Genomic DNA, 11,407 nt, shown 5'->3' with positions numbered 1-11,407 from the left:
AACGATGGCGCGGGATCACGACAGATGGGTTGCGGTCGTATATCAACCTTCGCTGTCGATCTCGCTGTCGATGTCGTCGAAGACGCGCTGGGCCGTCGCGAACGCGGAGTTGGCCGCCGGGACGCCGCAGTAGATCGCGCTCTGCAGCAGCACCTCGCCGATCTCGTCGCGGGTCAGGCCATTGGTGAGCGCGGACCGGACATGCATCGCCAGCTCGGCGTCATGGCCGTGCGCGATGAGCGCGGTGAGGGTGATCGCGCTGCGCATCCGGCGGTCCAGACCGTCCCCGGTCCAGATCTCGCCCCACGCGTAGCGGGTGATGAAGTCCTGGAAGCGGGCGGTGAACGGCGTCGTACGGGCCACCGCGCGGTCCACGTGCGCGTCGCCGAGTACGGCGCGGCGTACGGCCATTCCGGCGGCGTGCCGGGTGGCGTCGTCCGTGGCCGCCGTGGTGGTCGTGTTCGCGAAGTGGGTGACCAGCGCGGAGGTGACCGCCTCCGGGCACTCCACCCCCGCGAGGTGTGCCGCGTGGGCGACCTCCACCAGGCTCGCGCCCGGTACCGCGTCCGCGATCTCGCGGGCGTGCGGGGGAGGGGTGGCCGGGTCGTCGCGGCCCGCCACGACCAGGGTGGGGGCGGTGATGGACGACAGCTCGGCCCGCAGGTCGTAGTCGGCCAGTACGTCGCAGCACGCGGCGTACCCCGCGCGGTCGGTCTCGCGCAGGTCCTGCAGCAGCGCGCGGCCTCGGGGGGTGTCGGCGAACGCCCCCGAGAACCAGAGCCCCGGCCTGCTCGCCACCATCGCCTCCGTCCCCCGCGCGCGGACGAGCTTCGCCCGCTCCCGCCAGACGGAGGGCTCGGCGAAGTGCGCCGAGGAGCAGATGACGGCGAGGGAGGTGATGCGGTCGGGGTGGTGCGCGGCGAGATGCAGCCCCACGGCCCCGCCGATGGAGATCCCCGCGTACGCGAACCTCTCCCAGCCGTGGGCGTCGGCGCTTCGCAGCACGAGCGCGGCGAGGTCGGCGATGCCGGCGCTGCCGTCGCCGGGCAGCAGCGCCGCCGATGAGCCGCCGTGGCCCGGCAGATCCCACCGCAGGGTGCGGTGCGTGCGGGCGAGAGCGGGGAGCTGCGGCTCCCAGACGGCGAGGGATGTCCCGATGGAGGGGCCGAGGATGAGGGGCGGTCCGGTGTCGGGGCCGTCGAGGGTGGTGTGGGTCACGGGGGGGCGCTCCGGGGTCTTGTTACTGTGTGCGGGCCGGGTGGGTGGTTGCGGCCGGTGTGTCCCGAAACCGGGGGCGCCGCGCCTGGCAGGGCGGGCGTTGCGGTCCCCGGGGTCTTGTTGCTGTGTGCGGGCCGGTGGGCGGTTGCGGCCGGTGTCTGTCCCCTACCCGCCCCTTCCCGAAACCAGGGGCGCTGCCCCCGGACCCCGGGGTTCGCCGCTCGGGTGCGGCCCGGTGGCCGGGTTGTGCCCACCCGTTCCTCCCCCAGCTACCGCTGGGAGGTGCCCCCTCCGCGGAACGATTGCCCACAACCGGGTGTGTACATCCGGCGTTCGGGGAGCGGGACCGCACCATCCGGGCCGCGTGCGGCCCCCCCCAGCTCCTCTGGACCGCGTGCGGCAACCCCCAGCCCCTCCGGGCGGTGATGTAGCACATCTAGCCCCTCCGGCGTTTGAGGAGCGGGGGCGCAGGGGGCGGAGCCTCGGGTCGGGTAGGGGCGGGGTGGGGGACAGGACCCCGGCGCGGGCTCACGCATCGCGGCCCAGCGCGCGGTCCACCAGGGCCGGGGCTTCGCCCAGGTAGGTGGCGGGGGTCAACAGTTCGCGCAGGCGGTCAAGGGGGAGGGCGTCCGACAGGGCCCCGGACAGGGGCGTACCCTCCCGCGCCGCCTCCGCCAAAAGCTCCTTCGCACGGGCGCGCCCCACCGCCGGGGCAAGCGCGGCGATGAGGCGTTCGCTGACGATCAGGCCGTCCGTCAGCTCCAGGTTCGTGGCCATGCGGTCGGGGAAGACCCGCAGGCCGCAGGCGAGTTCCGCGGCGTCACGGGCGGCGCCACCCGCGAGCCGCAGCAGGTCCCGCAGCGGCTGCCACTCCGCGTGCCAGGCCCCGCCGGGCCGTTCGTCCTCGGCGGCGAGCGAGCCGAGCAGGGTGGCGGCGAGGCCGGGGGCCTGGCGGGCGGCGGAGGCGATGAGGGTGGCACGTACGGGGTTGGACTTGTGCGGCATCGCGGACGAGCCGCCGCCCGTCCCCTCCGCCACCTCGCCGATCTCCGTACGGGAGAGCACCAGCACGTCGGCCGCCAGCTTCCCGAGCGCGCCGGTGGCGAAGGCGAGCGCGCAGCCGAGGTCGGCGATGGGGGTGCGCAGGGTGTGCCACGGCAGGTCGGGTTCGGCGAGCCCGGTCTCCGCCGCGAAGCGGGCCAGCAGCGGGATGCCGTCGTCGAAGGCGGCCAACGTGCCCGCCGCACCGCCCAGTTGGGCCACGGGCCGCAGCGCGGCGAGCCGGTCGCGGGCATCCAACGCCAGCGACCGCCACCCCGCCGCCTTCAGCCCGAAGGTGGTGGGGACGGCGTGCTGGGTGAGGGTGCGGCCCGGCATGGCGGTGGCGCGGTGGGCGGCGGCGAGCCGCGCCAACTCCGCCGCCGTGCGGTCGAGGTCGGCGACGATCAGCGGCAGGGCGCGGGCCGCGACCAGCATGGTGGCGGTGTCCACGATGTCCTGGCTGGTGGCGCCCCGGTGGACGTACGCGGCGGCGTCGCGGTCGTGAAGGGCCACCGCAGCGGTGAGGTCGGCGACCAGCGGGATGACGGGGTTGCCGCCGGAGCGGGCCCGGGCGGCGAGGTCGCGTACGTCGTACAGCCCGGCGCGCGCCGCGCCCGTCACCGCTGCCGCCGCCTCGGTGGGGGCCAGCGCCCGGGCGAGGGCGGCTTCGGCGTCGAGCATGGCCTGCAGGAAGGCCGTATCGCCGGTGGCGGCCTCGACCGCCGACCCGGCCCGCACGGGGGCCAGCAGCCCCGCGTCGTCACTACCTGAACTCAAGGAAAACCGTCTCTCCCTCACCCTGTAGGCGGATGTCGAAGCGGTACGTCCCCGGCTGGGGATCCGCCGTCGCCACCAGGGTCTCCCGGCGGGCCGGATCCAGCGCGGCGAGGAGTGGGTCGGCGGCGCCCCGCCGGACGTCCTCGGGGAGGTACAGGCGGGTGTAGAGGTGGTGCAGCAGCCCCCGGGCGTGGACGCACACGCTGATGTACGGGACGGCCGGAGCGCCGGGGCGGAGCGTACGGGCCGCCCAGTGGCCGTCGGCGTCGGTGGCGATGCGCCCGAAGCCGGTGAAGTCGACGCCGTTGCGCCCGGCGAAGCCGCCGGTCACCGGGTCGCGGCGCATCGATCCCGGCGCGCCGGACAGCGAGCCGTCCGGGCCCGCCTGCCACAGCTCGATCAGGGCGTCGGGCACGGGCGCCCCCGTGCCGTCGTAGACCCGGCCGTGCACGGTGATGGCGTCCGGGTGGCCCACGGGGGCGAGGTCGCCGCCGCCGGGGAAGGGGAGCGCGTAGCCGTAGAAGGGGCCGACGGTGTGGGACGGGGTGGGGGAGAGCTGGGTCATCAGCGGCCTTCCTCGATCCAGGTGGCTGACGGCCCGTCCAGCACGATGTCCCAGCGGTAGCCGAGCGACCATTCGGGCTGGGACAGCGCGTGGTCGTAGGCCGCCACGAGCCGCTGCCGCGCCGATTCGTCCGTCACGGACTGCAGGATCGGGTCGTAGACGAAGAGCGGGTCGCCGGGGAAGTACATCTGGGTGATGAGGCGCTGGGTGAACGCCGAACCGAAGAGGGAGAAGTGGAGGTGCGCGGGGCGCCACGCGTTCTCGTGGTTGCGCCACGGATAGGCGCCGGGCTTGATGGTGGTGAAGCGGTACGAGCCGTCGTCGCCGGTCAGGGTGCGTCCGACGCCGGTGAAGTTGGGGTCCAGCGGCGCCGGATGCTGGTCGCGGAGGTGGGCGTATCGCCCGGCCGCGTTGGCCTGCCACAGCTCGATGAGCTGGCCGCGCACCGGCCGTCCGTGGCTGTCCAGCAGGCGGCCGGAGACGGTGATGCGCTCGCCGAGCGGTTCGCCCTGGTGCTGGATGGTGAGGTCGTTGTCGACATCGGTGATGTCGGTGTGGCCGAAGACGGGCGTGTGCAGTTCGACGGTCTCGGGGTCGCCCTGCACCGCGACCAGCGGCTGCTGGGGGTGGCGCAGCAGGCTGCTGCGGTACGGGGCGAAGTCGCGCGCGGGGTGGTCGGCGGCGGGGGCGCCGTCGGCCCGCGCCTTGTCGTACGCGGCGCGGCTGTCGGCGAGTTCGCGGTCGATGTCGGCTTGGGTGAGTGCCATGGGAGCGTGCGCCTTACCTTTCGAGGACGAGTTACCGCTCAAGTGCGCGTTACCGTTCGAGGACGAGGGCGAGGCCCTGCCCGACGCCGATGCACAGGGATGCCACGCCCGTGCCCGAGCCCGCCGCGGCGAGCTGGTGGGCGACGGCTCCGGCGAGGCGGGCGCCGGAGGCGCCGAGGGGGTGGCCGATGGCGATGGCGCCGCCGCGCGGGTTGACCAGGGCGGGGTCGAGGCCGGGCCATTCGGCGAGACAGCCGAGCGCCTGGGCGGCGAACGCCTCGTTCAGCTCCAGGGTGGTCAGGTCGGCGAACGAGCGGCCCGCCTTGGCGAGGGCGCGGCGTACGGCCTCGACGGGGCCGAGGCCGAAGTACTGCGGTTCGATGCCGGTGACGGCGGAGGCGCCGATCCGGGCCAGGGGCTCGCGCCCGGTGGCCTTCAGTCCCTCCTCGTCCACGAGCAGCAGGGCAGCGGCGCCGTCGTTGAGCGGGGAGGAGTTGCCCGCGGTGACGGTGCCCGTGTCCGTGGGCCGGAAGGCGGGCTTCAGCTTGGCCAGCGACTCCATCGACGTCGTGTCGCGGATGGTTTCGTCGCGGAGGAGGTCGGTGTCCGGGTACGGCAGCACCTCGGCGTCGTACGCGCCGTCCTTCCACGCCCGCGCCGCCTTCTCGTGGCTGGCGAGCGCGAACGCGTCCTGTGCCTCGCGGCCGATGCCGTGCTTGTCGGCGATCAGCTCGGCGCCCTCGCCGAGGCCGACGGTCCACTCGGGCGGCATGTCGGGGTTGGTCATGCGCCAGCCGAGGGTGGTGGAGTACAGCTGCTGATGCCCGGCGGGGAAGGCGCGTTCGGGCTTCTGCAGCACCCAGGGGGCGCGCGACATGGACTCCACGCCGCCCGCGAGCGCGATATGCGCGTCGCCGACGGCGATGGCGCGGGCCGCCTGCAGCACGGCCTCAAGCCCGGAGGCGCACAGCCGGTTGACGGTCGCGCCGGGCACGGTGACCGGGAGCCCGGCGAGCAGCACGGCCATGCGGGCGACGTCGCGGTTGTCCTCGCCCGCGCCGTTGGCGTTGCCGAGGTAGACGTCGTCGATACGGGCCGGGTCGAGGCCGGGCGTACGGGCGAGGAGGCCGCGGACGACATGGGCGGCGAGGTCGTCGGGGCGCACGCCCGCGAGCCCGCCGCCGTACTTGCCGACGGGCGTGCGGACGGCGTCCACGATGTAGACGTCACGCAAGGCGGTCATCATGCGTCCTTCCCGGCGGCCTTGAGCGCGCGCAGCGCCGCCAGTTCGTCGGGGGTCGGCGGCTCGGTGGTGCCCACGGTGCCGGCGACCGTCAGCTCCCAGCCGGTGGCCTCCCGCACCCGCTCCACGGTGACGCCCGGGTGCAGCTCGGTCAGCACCAGCTCGGCGGTGGCCGGGTCGGGGCGCAGGATGCCGAGGTCGGTGATGACGGCGACCGGGCCCGCGCCGGGCATGCCGAGCTTCGTACGGTCGCCGGGGCCGCTGCCGTGGCCCATGGTGGTCACGAAGTCGAGTTGCCGCACGAAGTTGCGGGTGGAGTGGCGCAGCACCATCAGCACCCGGCCGCAGTTGGAGGCGATCTCGGGGGCGCCGCCCGCGCCGGGCAGCCGCCCCTCGGGTTTGTCCGGACCGCGGTCCACGACGGTGGTGTTGATGTTGGCGTACGCGTCGACCTGGGCGGCGCCGAGGAAGCCGACGTCGATCCGGCCGCCCTGGAGCCAGTAGTTGAACATCTCGGGCACCGGGACCACGGAGTCGGCGGTCTCCGCGAGTTCGCCGTCGCCGATCGACAGGGGGAGCCGGGTCGGCTTGGAGCCGATGGTGCCGGACTCGTAGATGAGGACCAGGCCGGGGTTGACGGTGGCGCGGGCGAGGTTGGCGGCGGTGCTGGGGAGGCCGATGCCGACGAAGCACGTCCGGGCCCCGGCGAGGGCGCGGGCGGCGTTGACCTCCATCAGCTCGTCGCGCGTGAAGTCGGTCATCGGGCAACAGCCTCTTCCGTGCGCACGTTCTCCTCGATCCACCGTGTGAAGGTCTCGCGGTCCCGGGCGATCGGGTCCCACGCCTGGTAGAAGGCGTTGTCGCGGACCGAGTACCCGGTGGCGTACGAGGGGTGCGCGCCGCCGGGGACGACCGACACCGCGTCGATCACCCAGGTCGGCAGGACGATCCCGCCCGGCCGCGGCTCCAGCTCATCGACGATCTCCTCGACCGTCACCAGCACCCGCTCGGCGGCCAGCGCGGCTTCCTTCTGCACCCCGGTCAGGCCCCACAGCTGGACGTTGCCCGCGCGGTCGGCCCGCTGGGCGTGGATCACGGTGACGTCCGGGTTGAGGGCGGCGACGGCGGCCAGCTCCTCGCCGGTGAAGGGGCAGGTGACGGTGGAGATGGTGTCCGTACGGGTCGGGATGTCGCTGCCGCGGTAGCCGCGCAGCACGGCGAACGGCAGCTTGGACGCCCCCGCCACATAGCGGTTGGCCATGCCCGCGTGGCTGTGCTCGTCCAGCTCCAGGGGCCGGGGCCAGCCGTTCTCCACGGCGTCGCGGAAGCGGTGCAGTGAGCCGACGCCGGGGTTTCCGCCCCAGGAGAAGACCAGCTTGCGGACGAGTCCAGCGCCGATGAGCTGGTCGTAGACGACGTCGGGGGTCATGCGGACGAGGGTGAGGTCGGTGATGCCCTGGCGGATGACCTCGTGCGCGGCGGCGTACGGGATCAGGTGGGTGAAGCCCTCCATCGCGACGGTGTCCCCGTCGTGGAGGAGGTCCGCCACGGCGTCGTGCAGGCTTCGGATGTCGGCCATCGTCACTCCGCGGTGATCGCACACGTTCGCAGACCGTCTCGGAATGCTCAGTGTGCTGACTATTTTCTTGCCGTTCCCGAACGTTCCCATCGCTCGGTGTGCTCGTCAAGGGAGTCCGGGGGGAGTCTAGGGCGAATGTTCGCCGCTCGACACCGGTGCTTCCACAGGGCAGAATCGTTCAGTACACGAACCAAACGCTCCGGACAGGGGAGGTCAGGGCATGGGTGCGGTCGATCTCAACACTCACCCCGGGCATCTGGCCCGCCGCCTCCAGCAGGCGCACTCGCTGCTGTGGGGCGCGATGGTCTCCGAGGAGACGACCTCGCCGCAGTTCGCGGTGCTCAACGCGCTGGTCGAGAAGCCGGACATCGACCAGCGGACCCTGAGTGAACACGTCCACCTGGACCGCTCCACGATCGCCGACGTGGTCGCCCGGCTCGGGCGGCGCGGGCTGCTGGAGCGGGTCCGCGATCCGCGCGACGGGCGGCGCAACGTCCTCAAGCTGACGGATGAGGGCGTGCGGCTGCACCGGAAGCTGGTGACGCGGACGGCGCGGATGAACCGGGTGTTCCTGGCGCCGCTGGCGGAGGACGAGCGGGAGCTGCTGCTGCGGCTGATCGGGCGGGTGGCGGACGCGGCGGAGGAGCTGCGGTCGTAGCACCCGTCGGCGCCGCGGGCTCTATGGGCTCTACGGGCTCCGGGCGCTGCGGGCGCTATGGGTTCTACGGGGTGAAACCCCTGGTCACCCCTCCGTGGGGAGCGCGCCCAGGCCGCCCGCCACCGTACGTGCCGCGGCGGTCAGCGAGGCCACGAACCTCGGCAGCCGCTCCGGCGTGAAGCGGACCGACGGGCCGCCGAAGGAGAGCGCCGCGACCACCTCGCCGCCCCGGCCGCGGACGGGGACGGCCACCGAGGACAGACCCTCCTCGTGTTCGCCGTGGCTCACCGCGTATCCCTGGCGGGCCGTCTCCGCCGCCCAGTGGCGCAGCGTTTCGACGTGCGCCGGGCCGGTCGGGGAGCGCTGGGCGATCCGGTCCAGAAGGGCATCGTCGGCGCCGAGGAGCAGGACCTTGGACGGCCCGCCCGCCCACAGTGGCAGCTCGTCCCCGACCTGCACGATGTGGCGCAGCGCCTGCGGCCCCTCCTCCTGGGCGACGCAGACGCGGTGCACATCGCGCCGTACGTACAGATGCACCGTCTCCCGGTGCTCGGCGGCCAGCTCGCGCAGGGCCCGCCGGGCCGGGGCGGGCAGGCGCCAGCCCTGGTCCGCCATGCGGACCCAGCGCAGGAAGGTGGGCCCGGCGGTGTAGCGGCCGTGTTCGTCGAGCCAGAGCAGCCCGTTGAGGCGCAGGGTCTGCAGGATGCGCAGGACGGTCGTCTTCGGCAGTCCGCTGGCCTCGACGATCTCGCGGATGGACAGGGCGGGGCGGTGCTCGCTGAAGAGGCCGAGGAGGTCGATGGCCCGCTGGACGGTCCGCATGCCGCCGCTGCCACTGCCGGACTCCGCGTCCTTGCCCATGCCGCCAACTCCTCGCACTGGTCCGTCGGCTGGTCCACCGACGGCCCCAGTATGGGCCCAGGTCCGCTGCGCGGACCAGCGGCTTCGGCGCTGGCAAGGGCGTTCGGGCACGTCAGAGCGGTACCCGGGGGTCGCGGCCCGCTTCATATCGCGGATACTCGTCCGCAACCTCTTGTCGATGCTCAGCATACGTCCTATCGTCACCGTCACTCGGACCTCAGGGTCCATCCAGCGGACCAATCTCAGGAGTCACGGTGAAAGCAGCCGTTCTCACCGCACCCCGCCGCCTCCGGATCGCCGATGACTGGCCGGAGCCCGTTTGCGGCCCCCACGATGTCCTCGTCCAGCTCGACGGCATGGGGATCTGCGGTTCCGACCTGGCCGTCTTCGACGGCACCCGGCAGGTCCCCGACCTCCCCTGGGTGGTCGGCCACGAAGGCTTCGGCCGGATCGTCGCCGTCGGCGCCCGGGCCACCGCGGCCCCCGCTCCCGGGACGCGCGTCGTCATCGAGCCCAACTACGCCTGTCTCCAGTGCCCCGAATGCGCCCGCGGGCTCACCTCCGCCTGCGCCAAGCGCACCATCGTCGGCATGAACGCCCCCGGCCTCCTCGCCGAGCGCGTCGCCGTTCCCGCCGCCTTCGCCCACCCGGTCCCGGCGTCCGCCCGCGATGTCGACCTGGCCTGCGCCGAGCCGTACACGGTGGCCCGTACCGCCGTACGCCGCGGGGGCGTCACCGCCGACGACAAGACCCTCGTCGTCGGCGCGGGCGCCCAGGGGCTGCTGCTCTGCCAGGCGCTGCTGGCCATCGGCGTACGCCCGGCCGTCGTCGAGCCCCATCCGCTCCGCCTGGCGCGCGCCGTGGAGCTGGGCGCCCGCGCGGCGGCCGACGGCGAGGGCGGGTTCGGGTACGTCTTCGAGTCGTCCGGCGCCGAGCCCGCGCTGCGCGCCGCGCTGGACCGTACGGCGCCGGGCGCCACGTTCGTCCTGGTCGGGCTGGGTGCCTCCGCCCTGCCGCTCACCCTCAATCAGGTCGTCCGCGCACAGCTCACCCTCCGCGGCTCGCTCATCTACGACCACCCCGGCGACTTCACCGCCGCTCTGGCCGACATCGCCTCGGGCGCGGTACGGCCCGGCGCCTCGATCGACGCGGGCTTCCCGCTGGAGCGTGCGCAGGAGGCGTTCGCCGGGGCCCGGGAACGGGCGGGCAAGACCTGGATCTCGCTCACCGCAACCGACTGAGCCGCCTTCCCCCTCCCCCCGCGTCCCCCTCTCCCCGCGTCCCCCTCCCCGCCCTGAGGCCGCCCTCAGACCGCCCTGAGACGAAGGAGTCTCGCCATGAGCACCACCGGCACGCCCGCCACCGTGTCCCCGCCCCTCGTCCCCGACTCCGCCCGCCCGGCTGTCAGCCGGGCCCGCTACGGGCTGCTCACCTCCCTCTTCATCATCACTGCGATCAACTACCTGGACCGGACGAACCTTTCGGTCGCCCTCCCGCACATCAAGGACGACCTCCACCTCACCGCCACCCAGCAGGGCATCCTGCTGTCCTCCTTCGGCTGGGCCTATCTGCTCCTCCAGATCCCCACCGGGCGGCTCATCGACAAGGCCGGAGCCAAGCTGGCGTTCGGATACGCGCTGATCGGCTGGTCGCTCGCGACCGCCGCCGTAACCCTCTCGCGCGGCTTCGGCTCGCTCGTCGGGATCCGGGTCGCGCTCGGCGCCTTCGAGGCACCGGCGTTCCCGTCCAACAACCGGCTGGTGGTCAACTGGTTCCCGGGCAGCGAGCGCGGCCGGGCCACCGCCACGTACACCTCCGGCGAGTACATCGGGCTCGCGGTCGCCGCGCCCGTTCTGTCGCTGCTCACCGTGCACTTCGGCTGGCGCTCGGTGTTCCTGGTCACCGGGGCGGTCGGGCTGCTCTTCTCCGTCGTCTGGTTCCGCCGGGTGTACGACCGTCCCGAGCAGAGCCCGAAGGTCAGCGTCGAGGAACTGGCCCACATCCAGCAGCCCGACGAGCGGGAGCCGTCCGACGCCGCGGAGAAGGCGTCCGAGGCGGAACTCTCCACCCTGCGCGCCGATCTGCGGGTGCTCTTCACCAACAAGCGGCTGTGGGGCATGTACATAGGGCAGTTCGCCAGCGCCTCCGTCCTCTTCTTCTTCCTCACCTGGTTCCCCAGCTATCTGGTGGAGGAGAAGGGGATGGGCATCATCAAGGCCGGGTTCTGGGCCTCCGCGCCCTACCTCGCGGCGCTGGTCGGCACGCTGGCGGGCGGCGCCTGGTCGGACCGGATGCTGAACAACGGCCGGTCCCGCACGGTCGCCCGCAAGCTTCCGGTGATGATCGGCTTCGTACTCGCCTCGATCATCGTCTGCGCGAACTTCACCGACTCCGCGCCGCTCGTCATCACCTTCATGTCGATCGCGTTCTTCGCCCAGGGGCTGATGCAGAACAGCTGGGCGCTGTTCGCGGACTCCGTCCCGCGGCGGCTCACCGGCACCGGCGGCGGCGTCTTCAACTTCATGGCCAACGCGGGCGGTGTGCTCACCCCGCTCGTCATCGGCTTCATCGTCGACGGGACCGGCTCCTTCGCCTGGGCGCTGGGTTACATCGGGATCGTCGTCGCCGTGGGGCTGGTGGCGTACGCGCTGCTCATCGACCGCGTGGAGCGCATCGAAGCATGACCGTTGGTCCGCTG

The 11,407-nt window shown here is 73.2% G+C and carries 11 protein-coding genes; 3 read left to right on the top strand and 8 right to left on the bottom strand.

Annotation, left to right across the window (positions count from 1 at the left end; all coding sequences use genetic code 11):
• Positions 1-42: 42 nt before the first annotated feature.
• The 7 genes from pcaDC to ACZ59A_RS04385 all read right to left on the bottom strand — a co-directional run bounded on the left by pcaDC (position 43) and on the right by ACZ59A_RS04385 (position 7,190).
• Positions 43-1,218: a bifunctional 3-oxoadipate enol-lactonase/4-carboxymuconolactone decarboxylase PcaDC gene (gene pcaDC / locus ACZ59A_RS04415; RefSeq protein WP_470953351.1), complete on the bottom strand. Its 1,176-nt coding sequence runs from the start codon at positions 1,216-1,218 to the stop codon at positions 43-45.
• Positions 1,219-1,746: 528 nt separating this feature from the next.
• Complete coding sequence (pcaB, locus tag ACZ59A_RS04410; protein ID WP_470953348.1) at positions 1,747-3,036, bottom strand: 3-carboxy-cis,cis-muconate cycloisomerase; 1,290 nt, start codon at positions 3,034-3,036, stop codon at positions 1,747-1,749.
• Positions 3,023-3,601 (bottom strand): protocatechuate 3,4-dioxygenase subunit alpha, encoded by a 579-nt coding sequence (gene pcaG, locus ACZ59A_RS04405; protein WP_470953345.1) that lies wholly within the window; start codon positions 3,599-3,601, stop codon positions 3,023-3,025. Before pcaG ends, pcaB begins: the two co-directional genes overlap by 14 nt.
• The gene (gene pcaH, locus ACZ59A_RS04400; protein ID WP_470953342.1) at positions 3,601-4,368 is read right to left on the bottom strand and encodes a protocatechuate 3,4-dioxygenase subunit beta; all 768 of its coding nucleotides are present in this window, start codon (positions 4,366-4,368) and stop codon (positions 3,601-3,603) included. The genes pcaG and pcaH overlap by 1 nt, the downstream gene beginning before the upstream one ends.
• Before the next feature lie 49 nt (positions 4,369-4,417).
• Positions 4,418-5,614, bottom strand: a complete 1,197-nt coding sequence (locus ACZ59A_RS04395) for a thiolase family protein (RefSeq protein ID WP_470953339.1) — start codon at positions 5,612-5,614, stop codon at positions 4,418-4,420.
• Positions 5,611-6,372 (bottom strand): CoA-transferase subunit beta, encoded by a 762-nt coding sequence (locus ACZ59A_RS04390; protein ID WP_468054961.1) that lies wholly within the window; start codon positions 6,370-6,372, stop codon positions 5,611-5,613. The genes ACZ59A_RS04395 and ACZ59A_RS04390 overlap by 4 nt, the downstream gene beginning before the upstream one ends.
• Complete coding sequence (locus tag ACZ59A_RS04385) at positions 6,369-7,190, bottom strand: CoA transferase subunit A (RefSeq protein WP_470953336.1); 822 nt, start codon at positions 7,188-7,190, stop codon at positions 6,369-6,371. The genes ACZ59A_RS04390 and ACZ59A_RS04385 overlap by 4 nt, the downstream gene beginning before the upstream one ends.
• Positions 7,191-7,410: 220 nt before the next feature.
• On the opposite strand from ACZ59A_RS04385, the gene ACZ59A_RS04380 reads away from it, so the two are divergent.
• The gene (locus tag ACZ59A_RS04380) at positions 7,411-7,848 is read left to right on the top strand and encodes a MarR family winged helix-turn-helix transcriptional regulator (protein ID WP_470953333.1); all 438 of its coding nucleotides are present in this window, start codon (positions 7,411-7,413) and stop codon (positions 7,846-7,848) included.
• Between the two features lie 84 nt (positions 7,849-7,932).
• Here the strand turns inward: ACZ59A_RS04380 and ACZ59A_RS04375 are convergent, their stop codons facing one another.
• Positions 7,933-8,709, bottom strand: a complete 777-nt coding sequence (locus ACZ59A_RS04375; protein WP_470953330.1) for an IclR family transcriptional regulator — start codon at positions 8,707-8,709, stop codon at positions 7,933-7,935.
• A gap of 254 nt (positions 8,710-8,963) precedes the next feature.
• Here ACZ59A_RS04375 and ACZ59A_RS04370 point away from each other — a divergent pair, with 254 nt between their 5' ends.
• Together ACZ59A_RS04370 and ACZ59A_RS04365 are read left to right on the top strand one after the other, a co-directional pair.
• Positions 8,964-9,950, top strand: a complete 987-nt coding sequence (locus tag ACZ59A_RS04370) for a zinc-dependent alcohol dehydrogenase (RefSeq protein WP_470953327.1) — start codon at positions 8,964-8,966, stop codon at positions 9,948-9,950.
• 96 nt (positions 9,951-10,046) lie between these two features.
• Positions 10,047-11,393, top strand: a complete 1,347-nt coding sequence (locus tag ACZ59A_RS04365) for an MFS transporter (RefSeq protein WP_470953324.1) — start codon at positions 10,047-10,049, stop codon at positions 11,391-11,393.
• Positions 11,394-11,407 lie beyond the last annotated feature (14 nt).

The organism is Streptomyces sp. NPDC040405 (assembly GCF_055595765.1).
This window is presented reverse-complemented; position numbering and strand designations above follow the sequence as displayed.

Excerpts from the sequence above, each read along its gene's own strand:
- pcaG (WP_470953345.1), bottom strand. The coding sequence starts at position 3,601 with ATGACCCAGCTCTCCCCCACCCCGTCCCACACCGTCGGCCCCTTCTAC.
- pcaH (WP_470953342.1), bottom strand. The coding sequence starts at position 4,368 with ATGGCACTCACCCAAGCCGACATCGACCGCGAACTCGCCGACAGCCGC.
- ACZ59A_RS04395 (WP_470953339.1), bottom strand. The coding sequence starts at position 5,614 with ATGATGACCGCCTTGCGTGACGTCTACATCGTGGACGCCGTCCGCACG.
- ACZ59A_RS04390 (WP_468054961.1), bottom strand. The coding sequence starts at position 6,372 with ATGACCGACTTCACGCGCGACGAGCTGATGGAGGTCAACGCCGCCCGC.
- ACZ59A_RS04385 (WP_470953336.1), bottom strand. The coding sequence starts at position 7,190 with ATGGCCGACATCCGAAGCCTGCACGACGCCGTGGCGGACCTCCTCCAC.
- ACZ59A_RS04380 (WP_470953333.1), top strand. The coding sequence starts at position 7,411 with ATGGGTGCGGTCGATCTCAACACTCACCCCGGGCATCTGGCCCGCCGC.
- ACZ59A_RS04375 (WP_470953330.1), bottom strand. The coding sequence starts at position 8,709 with ATGGGCAAGGACGCGGAGTCCGGCAGTGGCAGCGGCGGCATGCGGACC.
- ACZ59A_RS04365 (WP_470953324.1), top strand. The coding sequence starts at position 10,047 with ATGAGCACCACCGGCACGCCCGCCACCGTGTCCCCGCCCCTCGTCCCC.